Annotated in this window: 12 protein-coding genes; 4 read left to right on the top strand and 8 right to left on the bottom strand. The window is 70.6% G+C overall.

What is annotated here, in order from left to right; all coding sequences use genetic code 11:
• Nucleotides 1–34: 34 nt before the first annotated feature.
• Together AB0L06_RS27755 and AB0L06_RS27750 are read right to left on the bottom strand one after the other, a co-directional pair.
• Nucleotides 35–1,999 carry a hypothetical protein gene (locus AB0L06_RS27755; RefSeq protein ID WP_500234042.1) on the bottom strand — a complete coding sequence of 655 codons (1,965 nt, stop codon included), beginning with the start codon at nt 1,997–1,999 and terminating at the stop codon, nt 35–37.
• 491 nt (nt 2,000–2,490) lie between these two features.
• Nucleotides 2,491–5,535, bottom strand: coding sequence for an AfsR/SARP family transcriptional regulator (locus AB0L06_RS27750; RefSeq protein ID WP_500234041.1), 3,045 nt, complete (start codon nt 5,533–5,535; stop codon nt 2,491–2,493).
• Between the two features lie 236 nt (nt 5,536–5,771).
• Here AB0L06_RS27750 and AB0L06_RS27745 point away from each other — a divergent pair, with 236 nt between their 5' ends.
• The 3 genes from AB0L06_RS27745 to AB0L06_RS27735 are packed head-to-tail and all read left to right on the top strand — an operon-like array spanning nt 5,772 to nt 8,571.
• The gene (locus AB0L06_RS27745) at nt 5,772–6,980 is read left to right on the top strand and encodes a hypothetical protein (RefSeq protein WP_500234040.1); all 1,209 of its coding nucleotides are present in this window, start codon (nt 5,772–5,774) and stop codon (nt 6,978–6,980) included.
• Nucleotides 6,981–6,991: 11 nt separating this feature from the next.
• On the top strand, nt 6,992–7,648 hold the full coding sequence (locus AB0L06_RS27740; protein WP_500234039.1) for a hypothetical protein: 657 nt from the start codon (nt 6,992–6,994) through the stop codon (nt 7,646–7,648).
• Nucleotides 7,645–8,571: a carbohydrate kinase family protein gene (locus AB0L06_RS27735; protein WP_500234038.1), complete on the top strand. Its 927-nt coding sequence runs from the start codon at nt 7,645–7,647 to the stop codon at nt 8,569–8,571. Before AB0L06_RS27740 ends, AB0L06_RS27735 begins: the two co-directional genes overlap by 4 nt.
• Before the next feature lie 34 nt (nt 8,572–8,605).
• Here AB0L06_RS27735 and AB0L06_RS27730 read toward each other — a convergent pair whose 3' ends face one another.
• Nucleotides 8,606–10,738: a hypothetical protein gene (locus AB0L06_RS27730; protein ID WP_500234037.1), complete on the bottom strand. Its 2,133-nt coding sequence runs from the start codon at nt 10,736–10,738 to the stop codon at nt 8,606–8,608.
• Nucleotides 10,739–10,827: 89 nt separating this feature from the next.
• On the bottom strand, nt 10,828–12,450 hold the full coding sequence (locus AB0L06_RS27725; RefSeq protein WP_500234036.1) for an MDR family MFS transporter: 1,623 nt from the start codon (nt 12,448–12,450) through the stop codon (nt 10,828–10,830).
• A 123-nt stretch (nt 12,451–12,573) separates the two neighbouring features.
• Between AB0L06_RS27725 and AB0L06_RS27720 the strand changes: the two genes are divergently transcribed.
• On the top strand, nt 12,574–13,149 hold the full coding sequence (locus tag AB0L06_RS27720; RefSeq protein ID WP_500234035.1) for a TetR/AcrR family transcriptional regulator: 576 nt from the start codon (nt 12,574–12,576) through the stop codon (nt 13,147–13,149).
• A 78-nt stretch (nt 13,150–13,227) separates the two neighbouring features.
• Here AB0L06_RS27720 and AB0L06_RS27715 read toward each other — a convergent pair whose 3' ends face one another.
• The 4 genes from AB0L06_RS27715 to AB0L06_RS27700 form a co-directional block, all read right to left on the bottom strand.
• Nucleotides 13,228–14,817, bottom strand: a complete 1,590-nt coding sequence (locus AB0L06_RS27715; protein WP_500234034.1) for an FtsW/RodA/SpoVE family cell cycle protein — start codon at nt 14,815–14,817, stop codon at nt 13,228–13,230.
• Nucleotides 14,818–15,272: 455 nt separating this feature from the next.
• Nucleotides 15,273–15,584 carry a hypothetical protein gene (locus AB0L06_RS27710; RefSeq protein WP_500234033.1) on the bottom strand — a complete coding sequence of 104 codons (312 nt, stop codon included), beginning with the start codon at nt 15,582–15,584 and terminating at the stop codon, nt 15,273–15,275.
• 488 nt (nt 15,585–16,072) lie between these two features.
• Entirely contained in the window at nt 16,073–16,396 is a 324-nt protein-coding gene (locus tag AB0L06_RS27705) for an SH3 domain-containing protein (protein WP_500234032.1), read from the bottom strand.
• Nucleotides 16,397–16,637: 241 nt separating this feature from the next.
• Nucleotides 16,638–16,949, bottom strand: a complete 312-nt coding sequence (locus AB0L06_RS27700) for an SH3 domain-containing protein (RefSeq protein WP_500234031.1) — start codon at nt 16,947–16,949, stop codon at nt 16,638–16,640.
• Nucleotides 16,950–16,992 lie beyond the last annotated feature (43 nt).

The following is a 16,992-nucleotide window of genomic DNA, read 5'->3' as shown; positions in this document are numbered from 1 at the left end:
GAACGATCCCGCGTGATGGCGGACGCCGTCACCGTCAGCCCAGGGACAGGCGTTGGACGCCCGTGTAGTTGGTTCCGGCGAACAGCCAGCGGCCGTCGCCGCTGGTGACGAGGGAGGACGACGACGGGCTCGCAAGCCCGGCGCTGATGTCGCGCCAGGTGGCACCGGCGTCGTCACTGCGCCACACGCCCGTGCGGCCCTCGCCCGTCCAGGCGGCGTACAGGGTGTCCGGACGGCGCGGATCGGCGATCACCTGCTTCAGGGTGCCGTTGGTGGCCTCCTGAACCGTCGTGAAGGTCTCACCGCCGTCCGTGCTCCGCCGCAGGTCGGAGCCGCCGGCGAAGACGCGCTTCGGGTCGCGGGGGTCGACGAAGACCTGAGGCGAGACGTCGTCGCTCACGGACGTGAGAGTGCGTCCGCCGTCATCGGAGCGCATCAGCCCGTCGCGGGTGCCCACCCAGATCCGCTGCGGATCGCGCGGGTCTCCCGCCAGGGACGAGTAGGGCGCGTCGGGGAGGTTGGCCGTCCACCAGGTCGCCCCCTCGTCCTCGGTGCCGCGCATCTGCCAGCCCGTGAAGGAGAAGTACAGGACGAGCACGCGGCGGGGGTCGGCCGGGTGGACGAGGATGGCCGTCGGGTTGCCGCCGGAGCTGACAACGCTGTTCTTGGCCCAGGTCGCGCCGCCGTCGTCACTGCGGTAGATCCCGGTGGCCAGGCCGTTCTCCTCGGCCCGCCACACCGTCCGCGGAGACTTGGACGACACCCCGATCTTCGGGTACGCGTGCAGCTCGTCGGAGGTGACGCGATCCCAGCGGCGCGTGGCGTCGGTGACCTTGCCCGTGGGCAGCCGCGTGTGGAACAGGTCCCAGATCCCGGTGGAGACCAGCAGCTCACGGCCGCTCGGGTCACGCGTGGTGAGCAGGTGCGTGGCCGTCTCGCTCGGCACGCCGATCGGCTGGTAGTCGCGCCCGTTCGTCGTGCTGAACAGGCCGTGGTAGCCGTCGGACACCAGCGTCGTGCCGTGTGCCCCGCCCATCGGCGCGACCTCGCCCACGCCCTGGCCCGGAATCGGCACGTTCCACTGCGCGAAGGTCTTGCCACGGTCGCGGCTCGCGTAGATCTTGTGGGCGGTCGTGACGAACACGTCGTCGCCGAAGATCTGCGGCCCGTAGAGGTTGTCGGCCTTGTCCGCGACGAGCTGCTTCCAGGTCTTCCCCTGGTCGGACGTTCCGTAGAGCGTGTGCCCCGCCGTCACCACGAGACCCCATGAGGTCGCGGCGAGCTCGTCGACGGTCTGCCTCCCCACCTGCCCGAGGCGTTCCGGGACGGGCACGGCGCCGTTGATCCCCTTGATCACCCAGAGGTCCTGACCGGGCGCGGACGTCGTGGCGTACAGGTCGTCCCCGACCAGGCTCAGCATCCGCTTCGGCATCGGCGCGGCCATGCCGTCGCGCCCCCACGGCCGCTTGAGTTCCCGGAAGTTGTCCCCACCGTCGGTGCTCACGCCGATCGTGTCGAGGCCCTCGGTGACGACGGTCCGTCCGGAGACGGCGAGCTGGAGCGGGCCGTCCTCGGTGTCGTGGCGCAGCGTCTTCCAGGTCTCACCCCGGTCGGTGCTGCGCATCAGCCAGCCCTCGTACGTCCCGAAGCCGGAACTCTTCGCCACCAGCAGATACATCCGCCGGGCGTCGGCCGGGTCGACGACGAAGGAGCGGGTGGACCCGGCCAGCCGGGGCACGGTGTCGCGCAGCTTCCAGTGGGCGCCGCGGTCCTCCGAGAGCCAGAGCAGCTGCGGCGAGTCGGTCATGAGGGCGAGTTCGTTGGGCTTGCCGGGGGTGAGGCCGATGGACCCGCCGACCGAGTCCGGCCCCACGGCCTCCCAGCTGGTCTCCGGCTTGGACTGGGCGGCCTGGTCGGCCCGCGCCACACCCGTCCCGGACACGGCGAGCACCGCACCCGTCACGACGGCGGCGGCCCGCACGATGACGTTCCGTCTCACGCGATGGTCTCCTTCAGGGGGATGATCATCAACGTCCCCGAGCTTGATCGACTACTTCCCAGTAGGGAAGAGCCAAAGCCCGACAAGATCACACAGAGGGAAGTTCTCACCCCAAAGCGGCATACCCGTACGCCGTCCGACACCCCACGCAGCGACGGATGTCACTCGACCCGACACCGCCGCCAGAACAGCAGGCGGCCCGCCGACCGGAGATCCGTCGACGGGCCATGTCCTGCATCTATGCACCAGTCAGGTCATGAAGATCGCCTGGATCATCGGGACCACGGTGACAAAAATGGCGTGAAACAAATTCACTCCAGCTTCTCGTTTCGGGCGAAGTCCTGCGTTGTCAGGACTCTACCCAGCCTGGAGGGCAGCGTGCGGCAATTTCGGCGATCTCCCTCAACTTCCTCGCCGCGCCGGAAGTGACCAACCGGCCATTACACCTCACCGCCAAGCGCAAGGAGATTGATGCCGAAAGAGTTTCGGGTTCAGGCGTGGGAGGAGGCGTCGTCGCCGGTGTGGAGTTGGGCGCGGACCGCCTCAGCGGCGGGGACGCCCAGGGCGGCGAACAGCTGAAGTGATCTTTGAAGGAACGGACGCGCCGCCACTTCTCCATGCATTACGGTCTTAACAGTGCCAATGCCACGAAGCGCCCTCGCCTCTCCGTGGGCATCCCCCTTGGAGCGAGTCAGCGCCAGGGCTTCCTGGTAGGAGGCGAGCGCGGCGGACGGGCGGGCCGCACGACGATGCGCGTCGGCTATGCCCAGCAGGGCCAAGGACTCATGGAAGCGATCGCGGAGTTCTCGGGCTTGCTGCAGCGCCTTGTTGAGGTGCAGGAGTCCCTCGCCGTCGCGGCTCAGGCCGTTCACGTAGTGGACGCCCAGGTTGATCAGGCAGTCCGTTTCGCCACGCCGGTCGCCGATTTCGGAGTATATTCGCAAGGCGTCGCGATAATAAGCCAGGGCTTCATCGAAACGTCCTTGCTTGTCGTAGACGACACCGAAGTTGTTCAGCAGGTTCGCCTGGTGCTGCTTACTCGGGTCCATCATGTTCTCGACGCGCCTGAAGTAGGCCAATGCTTCTTCGGTGCGGTCGAAAACCAGTTCCAGATCACCGAGGTTGTTGAGCGTCATCCAGGCGCCGCGATTGTTTCCGGAGGTTTCATAGAGCTCAAGCGCCTGCTGGAGGAGGTCGATCGCCTCCGCGTAGCGACCTTGATGCCATTTGACGATGCCGGCGTGGTCCAGTGTCGACGCTTCACCGGACTTGTCGCCCACGGATCGCCACAGAGGCAACGCTTGGTCGTAGTAGCCGGACGCCACGTCGTATTCGGAGCGCGTCCAGTGGATGAGTCCGAGTTGGTCGAGTGCGGCGGCGGCTCCTGCCTTGTCGGCCAAGCCTTCGTAGATGCGGAGGTCCTCGCTCGCCGATTCGAGGGCCGCCGGATGGTCCCCGGTCCGCCAAAGCGTCTTGGCAAGGTGTGACAGTGCGCGGGCCGTCCCGGGTTCGTCGCCCTGCGCTCGCCGGGCTTGGACGGCGGCTTGGTGGACGCGTAGGGCGTCATACCAGCGTCCGGACGCTTCGAGGTAGGTGGCCAGGGCGTCACCGAAGCGGCCGGTGTATTCGCCGAGGTCGTGCGCGGCGCTGTAGGCGACCATCGGGACCAGGTTCTCGGCCTCCTCGTCGAGACGGGCGCGGTCGGTTCCTTCCGCGAGCGCGAGGTAGTGGCCGAGGAGGCGGCGCACCGGAGGTGGTACCGCGGGCGGCGGGGGCGGCGCGGCCAGGTCGTGGGCGTACTCGTGGAGCAGGTCGTGGAAGCGGTAGTGGCCTCGGCCGATCTCGGCGAGGAGGTGGTGGTCCGCCAGTTCTTCCAGGACGGGTTCGGCGCGGGTCGTCGGCATGTCCAGCAGAGCGCCCGCGGCCTCGGCGGTGATGTTGGGGCCGGGGTGCAGGCTGAGCAGGCGGAACGCTTCCTGAAGGTGTGGGGGCAGCCCGTCGTAGGACAGCCCGAACGCGGTGAGCAGGTGGCGGTTCTCGGCGCGGATCTCGGCCAGTCGGCCGGGGCGGACGCGCAGGCGGCGGGCCAGGTCGGCGACGTCCCAGTGGTTCCGGTGGCGGAGGCGGTTGCCGGTCAGCTGGAGCGCCAGGGGCAGGTGGCCACAGAGCCGGACGACCTCGGCCACACCCGAGCCGGTCGGGTCGGCGCCGGATCCGCTGACCCGGACGAACAGGGCGGCGGCCTCGTCCTGCGGGAGGGTGTCCAGCGGGAGTGGGCGGGCGTCGTCGAGGCCGGCGAGGGTGCGCCTGCTGGTGGTGATGACCAGGCAGCCCGCGCCGCCCGGGAGCAGCGGGTTCACCTGGGCCACGCCGAGGGCGTCGTCCAGGACGACCAGGACGCGGCGGTGCGCCAGGCGGGAGCGCCAGAGTTCGGAGCGGCCGTCGATGTCGTGCGGGACGAGGCCGGCCTCGACGCCGATCTTGCGGAGGAGCGTGCCGAGCGCCTCGGCGGGGTCGGCGGGGCTCCGGTCGGCCTTGTGTCCGCGCAGGGAGAGGAAGAGGCAGCCGTCGGGGTAGCGGTCGGCGAGCCGGTGGGCGAGGTGGACGGCCAGGGCGGTCTTGCCCACGCCCGGCATGCCGTCGATCGCGATGACCGAGACGCCCTCGTCGTCCGCGAGGGCCTGCAGGGCCCGCATCTCCCGCTCGCGGCCGGTGAAGGTGTGCAGGTCGCGGAGCAGGTCGTTGACCGGAGCCGGGCGGCGGGACGGCGTGCGGGAGGTCGGCGGCGGGTCGAGCGCGGCGTCGCCGACCAGGATCTGCCGGTGCAGTTCGCGCAGGGCCGCCCCGGGTGTGGCGCCGAGGCGTTCGTCCAGGCGGCGGCGTGCGGACTCGTATTCGGCGAGGGCCTCTCCGGAGCGTCCGGAACGGTGCAGGGCGAGCATCAGCAGCGCGACGGCGCGCTCATTCTCCGGGTTCGCCGCGACCAGTTCCGGGAGTTCCCCGACGAGTTCTTCAGGGCGGCCGAGTTCGAGAATGAGTTCGAATCGTTCGAGGGCGCAGCCGAGCAGTTCGCCGGCGATCTTTTGGCGGGCCCGGGCGGCCCAGTCGCCCGACACATTCTTCAAGGGGGCGCCCGAGGTCAGTCGCTCAACGTCGCCGAGTATTTCCACGGCGTGTTCGCGTTCACCTCGCGCGATCAGCGCGCGGCCCTGTTCTCGCGTCTGCAGGAAACGTCGGTAGTCGACGACGTCGGCGCTCGCGTCCAGGACGTAGGCGCCGGTCGCGCGGGTCAGGCGTTCGCGGGAATCGAGGCCGGTGAGCCGATTGCGGAGCCGCGCTATGTGGCTGTAGAGCAGGCTCCGCGCGTTCGGCGGCGATTCACCGTCCCAGATCCGGTTGATGAGGGTCTCGGTCTGGACCGGACGGTCGCCCGCCAGCAGCAGGGAGCCGAGGATGATCCGCTCCTTCGCCCACGGGGACAAGGGCGTCCCGCCCTCCGCCTGGATCTCCACCGAGCCGAGAATTCGGAATTCCACTCGTGCTCCCTGCGGGAAGATTTCCGGCGGTGTCCTTTTGACAGTCGGATCATTTCATTGTCAAGCGACAGGGGCCAGAAGGAAGGTCATTGTCCCCTGGCCACTTCGGGCCGGTCGGTCCTCCGCGGCCGCAAGGGTCTCCGCAAGGTACGCCGCAAGGTGCATTTCGGACTATCGGCGTGGGGTCGCACGAAACGGGCGGCGTGGATGCCGCCCTCGAAGGGGGCAGGAGGCACATGTCCGACAGCGAATGGCGCTCGTTCCCGATCGGGATGGACGCCGGCCGGTGGGTGACCCGCAGCGGATGCAAGACGCTGCTGGTCGTGGTGCACACCGTGACAGGCGGGCAGCGGCTGCTGTCCGCCGCGCGGCTGGTGGAGAACGACCTGCGGGTGCAGGTCGTGTTCACCCCGGGGCCGGACACGTTCGGCACAGGCGTGGAGGAGTTCCTCGGCGGGATCGGCGCAGCGTCCATCCCCTGGCGGCAGGCGGTGCGGACGGAGTTCGACCTAGCGCTCGCCGCGGGCTACGGAGGGCTGGCCGAACTCCACGCGCCGATCGTCGTCATGCCGCACGGGATCGGGCACACCAAGCTGGTCGCACGACGTGCCGGCCGTGCGGTCGGCGAGCGCGTGGCGTACGGGCTGGACGCCCAGCGGCTCGTCCGGGACGGGACGCTCGTCCCCTCCGCGGTGGTCCTGCCGCACGAGGACGACCTCGCCGCGCTCGGCCGGTCGTGTCCGGAGGCGGTGCCCGCCGCGCACGTGGTGGGCGACCCGAGCTTCGACGCGCTGGAGGCGAGCCTGCCGCGGCGCGCGTCCTACCAGGTCGCGCTCGGCGCGGGCGACGGCCGCAGGCTGGTGGTGGTGTGCTCGACGTGGGGACCGAAATCGCTGCTCGGGCGGCGTCCCGAGCTGTGGTCACGGCTGCTCGAGGAGCTTCCCGAGGACGAGTACCAGGTGGTCACGCTGCTGCACCCGCACGTCTGGGCCGCCCACGGCGAGTTCCAGCTGCGAAGCTGGCTCGCGGACCGGCTGAGACGCGGGCTGAGCCTGGTCCCGCCGGCGGCCGACTGGGTCGCGGTGCTCGCCGCCGCGGACTGGGTCGTCGGCGACCACGGCTCGGCGACCGTGTACGGAGCGGCGGCCGGGGTCCCGGTGCTGCTCGGGAGCTTCCCGACCGGCGAGGTGGCGCCGGACTCGGCGGCGGCACGCCTCGCGGAGGTCGCGCCGCGCGTCGGGCGGGCCGCGCTGCCGCGGCAGCTCGCGCAGGCCGCCGAGGGGTTCTCGGCGGACCGGCACCGCGAGGTCGTCGCGCGGATCACCTCCCGGCCCGGCCGGTTCAACCGGCTGATGCGCCGCCTGATCTACCGGCGGATGCGGTTGCCGCAGCCGCCGACGGTCCCGGCGACGCCGCCCGCCGCCCCGCCCTTCCTGACCCGGTGAGCGGAGGAATCGTGTCCGATCTGGTGATGCTGGTCCGGACCTACGAGCCGGACCGTCCGCTGCGGGTCTGCCGCGCCCTGTTCCCACCGGCCGAGCACGGCACGACCGCCGTGCTGGTGATCCCGCGCGGCGGCGAACTCCGCGCGCCCCGGTTGACGCTGTTCACCGGCAGGGACGACGACAACGCCGCCGAGCACTGCCCGCCCGGCGCGCTCACCGCGCTGGACGCGCACGTCGTGGCCCGCTACGACGACGCGGAGGACCTGCCTCGCCGCGAGTTCGCCGACGTTCTCACCGGACGGGTCAGGCGCCCCTCCCGCAGCGCCCTCGAACGGCTGTCGGCGGTGCTGCGCCGCTACCCGGGCTGCTCGGTCGCGGTCGGCCCGGCCGGGGACCAGGAGGTGGCGGTGCTGCGCGGCGGCGCGATCGTCCGCAGCCGCAGCGCCCCGCGCCGCTCCCGCTCCGGCACGGACCTGTGGCCGGACGTCCACGGCTCGTTCCTGTACTGCTGGACGGCCTCCGGGCTCCCCCTCGCGGACCTGCCCCACAGCGTCCTGATCGTCGGGCGCCTCGGCGCCTTCGGTGACCGTCCTCACCTGGAGGCGACCGGACGGGTGCTCATCACGTCGGTCGAGGACGCCGTGTCGATGCGGAGGTTGGCGTCATGAGCCCGGTCGTGCTGGTGGCGGGGGCGGTGAGCCTGTACGCCACGGTCGGCGTCCGGGACTTCCCCCTCGCCTACGAGTCCAGGTCGAAGCCGTCCTGGATGGAGTTCGCCTGCTCCGGTGTCGCGCTGAGCGTCTCGCGGGTGCAGGCGGCGTTCGGGCATCGCGTGCGGCTGTGCGCCCTGGTCGGGGACGACAGCGCCGGAACGGCCGTCCGGGAGGACCTCGCGCGGATCGGGCTGCTCGGTCCGGGCGTCCTGCGGACACCGGTGTCGACGACCGGCGTCGTCCTGGTGAACGAGCACGGACGCCGCATGGGGATGCCCTACCTCTCCCCCATCGAACACGAGGTCTACCCGTGGGACGTGCTGGAGGCGCAGGCGGCCGGAGCCGATCTGCTGGTGCTCACGAACATCCGGCCGATCCGTCCGCTGCTCGGACGGGCCGCGCGGCTGGGCGTCCCGATCGCCGTGGACCTGCACCAGGTCGACGGCCCGGAGAACGAGTACAACCGGCCGTGGCTGGAGCACGCGGACATCGTGTTCGCCAGCCACGAGCGCCTGCCCGAACCCGAGGTCTGGGCGAGGGAGGTGTTCGGCCGGTACCCGCGCTGCGGCCTCGTCGGCGTCGGCATGGCCGAGCGCGGCGCGGCCGTGGCGCTGCGCGACGGACGTCTGATCAGGGTGGACGCCGTGACACCCGCTCCCGTCGTCAACACGACGGGCGCCGGGGACGCGCTGTTCTCGACCTTCCTGGCCGTGTGGCTGCGGACCGGTGATCCGGTCGCGGCGCTGCGCGCGGGCGTCGTCCACGCGGGCTGGAAGATCGGCTTCCGCCGTCCGACCGCGGTGACGCTCTGCCCGGACGAGATCGAGACGCTGTGCGCGGCCGATCCGCCGGGCGTCGCGATCGGACGCTGGGACTGACGCCGGCCGCCCGCCAGGTCGACCGCCCGTGAGGTCAGCCGTCCGCCAGGTCGGCCAGCCTTCGGTCGACGGCCTCGGTCGGCAGGGCGAGCCGGGCCAGGATCGTCCTGGCCTCGTCGAGGAGCGGGACGGCGGCGGCAGGGGCGCCGCCGTCCACCTCGAACTCGGCCAGGGCCCGCAGCACGGAGACCGTGCCCCTGCCGGAGCCGATCTCCTTCATCCGGGCGAGCGCGTCGGCGAACAACCGCGCCGCTTCGTCACGCGCCCCGACGTCGGCTTTCGCGCGCGCGAGGAACAGAATCGTGCGGGCCATGCTGTTGGGGTCGCGGACGCCACTGAAGGCGTCCCGTGCCTCGGTGAGGACGTCGATGGCCTCGTGCGCGCGCCGCGCGTCCACGAGGACGGCCCCAAGGTCGCACAGTGTCCGGGCCGCACGGCGGTTCTCGCCGAGTTCCCGGTAGATGTCGATGGCGTCCATGTAGCGCCGGATGACCGAGTGCCACCGTTTCCGATCGGCGTCCAGGATTCCGAGCCTGCGGATCGCCCCGGCCACACGCTGCCGGTTGCCGAGCCGCTTCCAGATGACGAGCGCGGCGACGAAGTCCCACTCGGCTCCGTCCAGGTCACCGAGGACACGCCTGGTGAGACCCGTCCGGTTGAGCATCTTGGCCTCGGCCTCCGCGTCGCCCGCGCTTCGGGCCGCCGCGAGGCCGAGTTCTTCGAAGGCGAGGCGTTCCGTCCGGTGGCCACGGTGGACGAAGAGCGGCCACAACGCGTCCACCAGCAGCCAGCACGCCTCGTTCAGCCCGGCCTCCGCCGCCTTGGCCGCGACCGCATGAAGGCTGGTGAACTCGGCGTCCATCCAGTCCAGAGCCTCAGCCGACGTCGCGAACCGCCGCGCTTCGGGCACCCCTGCGACGTCAGCGGGCTTCCTGAGCCGCCGGTAGGGGGCGATCACTGCACTGGCCGCGAGAGCCGTGCTCAGGCACCACGCCGTGGCGCGTTCCAAAGCCCCCGCCCGCCCCTCGGACGAAACGGACGCGAGTGCCGTCTGACGAGCGTGCAGCCGCGTCAGCTCGTGGAACCGATACCGGCCATCCGGCACCTCGTCGATCAGGTTCGCGTCGGCGAGCGTCTCCAGAGCGAGCGCCGCGTCGTCCACCGGGACCGCCGCCAGCGCGGCCGCGACGTACTCGTCGAACGGGCCTCCTGGATAGAGGCCGAGCAGCGCGTACAGATACCGCGCCGGGTCGGGCAGGGCCCGGCGTGACAGTTCCAAGGCGGCCTCCACGGTGACGCCGTCCTGGAGGTCACGCGCGGCGAGAACGGCCAGCCGCCGCCGCTCCTCCCCCAGCGCCTCGACGATGCCCGCGACCGTCCAGTTCGGGCGGTTGGCGAGGCGCGCGGCGGCGACCGCCAGCGCGAGCGGCGAGCCGTCGCACAGCTCCGCCAGCCGGAGGGCGTGTTCGCGTTCGGCGCCAAGGCGCCCCGCGCCGACCACGTGGTCGAGCAAGGCGACCGCCGCTTCCAGGTCCAGCGGCTCGACCCGGACCCCGCGCGCGCCGCGCACCAGCAGCCCGGCGAGCCGCCACCGGCTGGTGACCAGCGCGAGGCTTCCGGACGAGGCGGGCAGCAGCGGTGTCACCTGCGCGGCCGAGAGCGCGTCGTCCAGCACGACCAGCACCCGGCGGTCCGCCGACATCGACCGGTACAGCGCGGCGCGCTCCCCCAGCTCCACCGGAATCCGCTCGGGCGGAACACCGAGCGCGCGCAGGAACCCGCCGAGCACGTCCGCGGGCGGCGCGGGCTCGACCGACGCGTGCCCGCGGAGATCGGCGTACAGCTGACCGTCCGGGAAGTCGCGCTGCCGCCGGTGCGCCCAGTTCAATGCGACGGTGGTCTTGCCGATGCCCGGCGGACCGCTCAGGACGACGGCGCCGCCGGGGCCGTCCGGATCCGGCCGAGCGCGATCGAGTTCCTTGAGCGTCGTCACCCGGTTCACGAGCGTCCCCGCGGCGGGCAGCTGGCGCGGCCGGACGGGCTCCCGCGTCGGCCCGCGTATGTTGATGGCGCCGCTGAGCTCGCCGACCTGGATCACTGGCCCCGCGACGTCCCCGCTGAACTCGTTCAGGGGACGCTCCTGCGCGTGGCGGTCGGCATGAGTCATCCCCTGGAGGTTCACTCGCCCTTGACCGCCTGTCAAATGCCGCGAGCCCGTCCCGGAAAACCGGGACGGGCTCGGACGTCAGCGGAAGGTCAGTGGGCGGGGACGGTGTCGACCGTCGTCTCCTCCACGGCTTCGGACTTCTCCTTCGGGCCGGAGCCGCGGAGGGGGACCTCCTTGATGAACCAGGCGGCGACGAAGGCCAGGGCGGCAAGGATCGCGCCGCCGATCGCGACGCCGTGGACGCCGCTCGTCACGCCCGCCTCGAACGCGTTGCGGATGTTGGCGGGGAGCGTCTTCAGCATCTCGGGGGTGAAGTGCCCGCCACCGGAGACGATCTTGTGGGCCTGGCCCGCGCCGAGGTGGTCGGTGAGCACGCCCTCGAGCCGGTGGGTGTAGATCGAGCCGAGCAGCGCGACGCCGAGGGAGCCGCCGATGGTGCGGAACAGGGTGACCGCGCCGCTGGCCGCGCCCATGTCGCGCAGCTCGACGCTGTTCTGGGTGACCAGCATGCTGATCTGCATGATGCAGCCCATGCCGAGGCCGACGCCCAGGGTCATGAAGGAGCTCATCGCGGTCGAGGTGTCGACGGTCAGCATCAGCAGGACGAGCATCCCGCCGGTGAGCACCGCGCCACCGATGATCGGGTAGATCCGGTAGCGGCCGTTGCGGGTGATGAGCTGGCCGGTGGTCAGCATCACCACGAGCATGCCGAACATCAGCGGGAGCAGCAGCAGGCCGCTGTTGGTCGGGGACGCGCCCTGGACGTTCTGCATGTACTGCGGCAGGAAGTTGACCGCGCCGAACATCGCGCCGCCGACCAGGAAGCTGAGGATCTGCGCGGCGGCGAAGTTGCGGCTGCGGAACAGCCGCATCGGCAGGATCGGCTCGGGGACGCGGGTCTCGGCGAACACGAACGCGACCAGGGAGACGACGCCGGCGATCCCGAGGGCGATGATCTGCCCCGAGGCCCACGGGTACTCGGTGCCGCCCCAGCTGGCGACCAGGGTGACGCAGACGACGCCGACGGTCAGCAGGGTCGCGCCGATGATGTCGATCTTCGCCTTGATGCGGCGCGAGTGCAGGTGCATGCCGAACCCGGTGACCAGCAGCGCGACCGCGCCGATCGGGACGTTCACGTAGAACGCCCAGCGCCAGCTGAAGTGGTCGGTGAGGAAGCCGCCGAGCAGCGGGCCGCCGACGAAGGCGACCGGCATCATGCCGCCGATCATCGCCTGGAACTTGCCGCGCTCGCGGGGCGGGACGAGGTCGCCGATGATCGCCATGGCGCCGACCATCAGGCCGCCCGCGCCGAGGCCCTGCATGGCGCGGAACCCGATCAGCTCGTTCATGTTCTGCGCCAGGCCGGACAGCATCGACCCGATCAGGAAGATCACGATCGCGGACATGAACATGCCCTTGCGGCCGTACAGGTCGCCGAGCTTGCCCCAGATCGGGGTCGCGGCGGCCGCGGCCAGCGCGTAGGCGGTGACGACCCACGACAGGTGGGCCAGGCCGCCCAGGTCGCCGACGATGGTCGGCAGGGCGGTGCCGACGATCAGGTTGTCGAGCATCGCCAGGAACATGCCGAGCATGAGTCCGAAGATGCCGATGTAGATCTGACGCTGGCTGTTGGCCTCGCTCGCCGCCGCCGTGGCCGCGTCCGGCCCGCCCGCGGCGGGCGGCGCGGCCTGCCCGTTTCCTGCCTGCGACATCGCTAGTCTCCCCTGGAGGACGGTATCCAACTTACTTGCCGTCCGGCTAGTTCACTTACCTGTCGTACGGTAAGCTCTGAACTAGCCGGTCGTCAAGTAAGTTGAAGGGGCAGGGGAGTGATTATGGGCGGACGACGGGGCAACACCCGCGAGGAGATCCGCAGGGTCGCACTCGAGCTGTTCGCCGAACAGGGCTACGAGAAGACCTCGCTGCGAGAGATCGCCGAACGGCTCGGCGTGACCAAGGCCGCCTTGTACTACCACTTCAAGACCAAGGAGGACATCATCGCCAGCCTCTTCGAGGAGGTCGGCGAGAAGGTGGACGAGCTGGTCGAGTGGGCCAGGTCGGAACCGATGACCCGCGAGCACCGGGTCGAGATCCTCGAGCGCTACGCCGAGATGCTGCGCGGCCCCGCCGGCGACCTCATGCGCTTCATGTCGCAGAACCAGCAGGAGGTCCGCGACCTGAAGCCGGGTGAGGGCGCCCGCGCCCGCTTCCTCGAACTCGCGCGCGTCCTGGCCGACGACCGCGACCCCGTCGTCGACCAGCTCCGCGCCCGGCTCTCCATCATGTCCCTGCACATGAGCGTGTTCCTGATGCGCGACATGGACATCTCCGACGACGAGCGGCACGAGGCCGCCCTGGCGATCGCCATGGAGCTGGTCGACAACCACCCCGCGCACGAGCAGCGGCGGTAACCCGCGAACCGGCCCCCGTCACCGCGACGCCGGCAGCGGGGGCGCGGTCAGGCACCGGCAGCGGGGGCGGGGGCGCGGTCAGGTGCCGTCGGGACGGCGGATGCTCACGATCTGGGTCATGCCCTCGTCCTGGATGGCCTGCGGCGGCGGACGGCGGACGCTGTCACTCAGCCGCACCAGGACGGCGATGAGGATCCAGTTCGCCATCAGCGACGATCCGCCCTGCGTCATGAACGGGGTCGTGATGCCCGCGAACGGGATGAGCCCGGTGACACCGCCGACGATGACGAACAGCTGGAGCGCGAACACGAACGCGATACCGCCCGCGAGCAGCCGGGTGAAGGCCTCCTTGGACGCGACCGCGATCCGGAAGCCGCGCTGCACCAGCAGCATGTAGACGGTCAGGATCGCCATCGCCCCCGTCAGGCCCAGCTCCTCGCCGATCGAGGTGAAGATCTCGTCGCTGAACGCCAGCGGGGTCAGGAACGGGCGGCCCTGCCCGAGCCCCGTGCCGAGCACCCCACCCTGCCCCATCGCGAACAACCCCTGCTCGAGCTGGGAACTGTCGGAGTACTGACCGCCCATGGCCGTGCAGTCGGCGATCGGATGCGCGTGCGCCACACCGAACTGCTTCAGGATCTGCCCGTTCTTGAGGTGGCAGCCCCCGTTGAAGAACGGTCCCGGGTTCTGCCAGATCTCGACGCGCTGCACCAGGTGCTCCAGCGGACCGTGGACGGCGACGCCGAGGTAGTAGACCGACACCGAGCCGATCGCGAACAGCAGGACGCCGAAGACGACGTATCCCCCGCGCCCGGTGCCGAGGTAGAGCATGCAGACCAGCAGGCCGAAGAACAGCAGCTGGAAGCCGAAGTCGTTCTGGATCAGCAGCACCCCGATACTGACCAGCCAGATCACCACGATCGGCATGAGATGGCGGGCGCGCGGCAGCGCCACGGGGCCGACCTTGCGTCCGGTGACGGCCATCGTCTGGCCGTTCTTGGCCAGGTAGCCCGCGAACAGGGTGATCAGCGCGAGCTTGGAGAACTCGGCCGGCTGCACCGAGAACGAGCCGATCCGGATCCAGACGCGCGCGCCGTTGATGTTCGCGCCGATCCCGGGAACGATCGGCAGCACGAGGAACAGCAGCCCGGCGAAGCCGAGCGTGTAGTGGTAGCGGCGCAGCGTCCGCGGGTCACGCAGGACCAGGACGAACACGGCGAACAGGCCGAGCGACAGGGCCGTCCAGAGCAGTTGCCCGGCGACGTTCGCACCCGCTCCGTACGGGACGAAGTGCCCGCCGGGATGGTCGTGCTCGTACTGGAGCTTGCCCTGCAGGTAGTCGGCGGCGGTCGTCTGGTCGATCCGGTAGATGATCGCCAGCCCGACGCCGTTGAGCAGCAGCGCGCACGGCAGCAGCAGCGGATCGGCGTGCGGGGCCCAGCGCCAGACCACCCCGTAGGCGACCAGCGACAACGCGACGATCGCCGCCCCGTAGCCGAACAGCGACGCGGGCAGCCGCCCGTCCCGGACGAGCCCGACCTGGGCGAACGCGGAGACGGTCACGACCAGCGCGAACGCCGTCATCGCCAGCGAGGACGCGCGGCGCGGCCCCGGGAAGCGGTGGGGTCCGGGGAGCCCCTGGGGCGGGGCGCTGTCGGATGCGGTCACGGAGGTGCCTCTCAGCCGGGTAGGAGACTGACGCACCAAATGTTTGCATATTTGCGCAACAAATAAATACGATGAGCCCTGCCGGGCGGAGGAACACGGGACGCCGACTCCCCACCCTCGGCATCCCCACTGGGCGCCGCCCCGAAAGGTGGCCGTCCGGGCCTCTCGTGACCAGGCCCGGACGGCCGGCCGCCCGGCGGGTCGCGCACCAAGGGGGGACGCCAGGCGGCCCCGGCCCCGGAGGACCACCCGATCCGTCCTCCGGGGCCGGGGTCATGCACTGCCGGGAACTCGCGTTCCAGGTCGGGGCGCCGCGCCGCGCGGCCCGGACGAGGCACCCCAGTTCCCCGTCCGAACCGGGGCGGTCGCGCGGAGCGCCCCGACCCGGAACGCTCCAGGCGGTTCCCTGCCCGGCCGGCCGGCCCCACCGCCGACCGGCCGGACGATCCGACGGACTAGCGCCTGATCAGGTAGTACCGGTCGACCCAGCCGTTGGGCCGGTAGATGTGGATGTAGCCGTAGTAGCTGCGGCAGTCGCCAGGGACGTGGCGGGCGTGCGAGTACAGGTGCCCGACCACGTGGTGCGGCCGCTGGGGCCTGTTCCAGACGTCCACGTACCGCATGTGCGAGTGCACGTCGTAGTAGCAGGTGAGCGCCTTCGACGGCCCGGAGGGAGCCGCGGTCGTGCTCGCGTTCGCCTGTCCAGGGACCAGCGTGGATGCGGCGATCAGCGGGACGGCCAGTGCGGCTGTCTGCCAGATCTTCATGAGTACCTCCTTGATGTACTCGGTGCAGACTGTGGAACGAGTGCAGCACCAGCCAGGAGAAGCCTCAAGAAAGCCCGAAATCACCTGGGCGACATATATCGCCCTAGCGAGCCCCGTCATCGCAGGTCACCGCGCTTCCACGAAGATGGTCTACGTTCCGGCGACCCATCACCATGACCACTTGGTCACATCGCGGTGATCCGATGTTCGCGCAGCTCAGAGGGCCGGAGAACTTCTTACACGCACTGAGACACTCCGCCCGCCGAGCGCTCCGCCCAAGTCCCCCAGAGAGCGGAACCCCCGCAGGGAGACAGGCCGCACTCCGAGGACCGGACCACCCACCGAACACAGGTCGGCCCCGGAGGACGGATCGAACTCCGTCCTCCGGGGCCGAGGGGGCGTCGGTCGCCTGGACACCCACTCCAGGCGGCCCCCTTGAGTCCGGCCGGCCAGGCCCCACCGCCAGACCGGCCGGACGGTCCGGCGAACTAGTGGACCCTCATCAGGTAGTGACCGTCGGCCCATCCCAGCGGGTGGGTGAGGTGGACCCAGATGCGGTTGTCGGCACGGTGCGTCCTACAGTCACTGGGAACCCGCTTGGCGTCGTAACGCAGGTGGGCGACCACCCGGTACTGCAGCCCCGGGCCGGACCGCACGTTCAGGTAGTGCCCGGGCCGGACGTGCACCACGTTGTAGTGGCAGACCGGTGCGGACGTCGTGCCCGCCGTCGCGCTCGCGTTCGCCTGTGCGGGCGCCAGCAACGACAGCGTGGCCAGTGGGACGGCCAGTGCCGCCGCCTTCCAGATTTTCATGGGTTCCTCCTTCGCGCACTCGCGCTGTCTGTGGAAAAAGTGCAACACGAGCCGAAAGGAGCCTCAAGAAAGCCTGAACTCACCGGAGCGACACATAGCGCCTCGGATAGTGGCATCACCGCAGGTCAGAGGCCATTTTGCGGAACGGTCCCCCACGTCGGGGGCAGCCCACAGTGACCCTGCGGTCACAGCTCGGCGATCAGGCGTTTGGCCAGCTCAGAGCGCCAGAACCGCGGCTCGGCTAGCGGACCTTCCGCAGGAAGTGACCGTTCGCCCACCCGTGGTGCCGGTGAATGTGAACCCAGCCGTTGGGGGTCTTGTGGCAGGCGCCGGGGACCCTCCTGGCGTTGTGCCTCAGATGACCCACCACCCTGAACCTCAGTCCCGGGCCGGACCGGACGTTCAGAAAGTGGTGGTCGTGGACGTGGACCACGTCCCAGTAGCAGGTCGGCGCCAGGGTCGCGTCCGTCTCACTCGCCTGCGCCTGCCCGGGGGCCAGCATCGAGAACGTCATCAGGGGAACGGCCACCGCGGCTGTCTGCCAGGTCTTCATGGTTCTCTCCTTCGCGCTGAGCGGGGGTGTTGAAGGAGTGCAA

Source organism: Spirillospora sp. NPDC052269, assembly GCF_040679435.1.
GTDB lineage: Bacteria > Actinomycetota > Actinomycetes > Streptosporangiales > Streptosporangiaceae > Spirillospora.
The sequence above is the reverse complement of the archived record's forward strand: the minus strand, read 5'-3'. Positions and strand labels throughout refer to the sequence as shown.

Coding starts and splice junctions, on each gene's coding strand:
- AB0L06_RS27710 (WP_500234033.1), bottom strand. CDS start 15,584: ATGAAGATCTGGCAGACAGCCGCACTGGCCGTCCCGCTGATCGCCGCA.
- AB0L06_RS27730 (WP_500234037.1), bottom strand. CDS start 10,738: ATGACTCATGCCGACCGCCACGCGCAGGAGCGTCCCCTGAACGAGTTC.
- AB0L06_RS27700 (WP_500234031.1), bottom strand. CDS start 16,949: ATGAAGACCTGGCAGACAGCCGCGGTGGCCGTTCCCCTGATGACGTTC.
- AB0L06_RS27720 (WP_500234035.1), top strand. CDS start 12,574: ATGGGCGGACGACGGGGCAACACCCGCGAGGAGATCCGCAGGGTCGCA.
- AB0L06_RS27725 (WP_500234036.1), bottom strand. CDS start 12,450: ATGTCGCAGGCAGGAAACGGGCAGGCCGCGCCGCCCGCCGCGGGCGGG.
- AB0L06_RS27735 (WP_500234038.1), top strand. CDS start 7,645: ATGAGCCCGGTCGTGCTGGTGGCGGGGGCGGTGAGCCTGTACGCCACG.
- AB0L06_RS27745 (WP_500234040.1), top strand. CDS start 5,772: ATGTCCGACAGCGAATGGCGCTCGTTCCCGATCGGGATGGACGCCGGC.
- AB0L06_RS27705 (WP_500234032.1), bottom strand. CDS start 16,396: ATGAAAATCTGGAAGGCGGCGGCACTGGCCGTCCCACTGGCCACGCTG.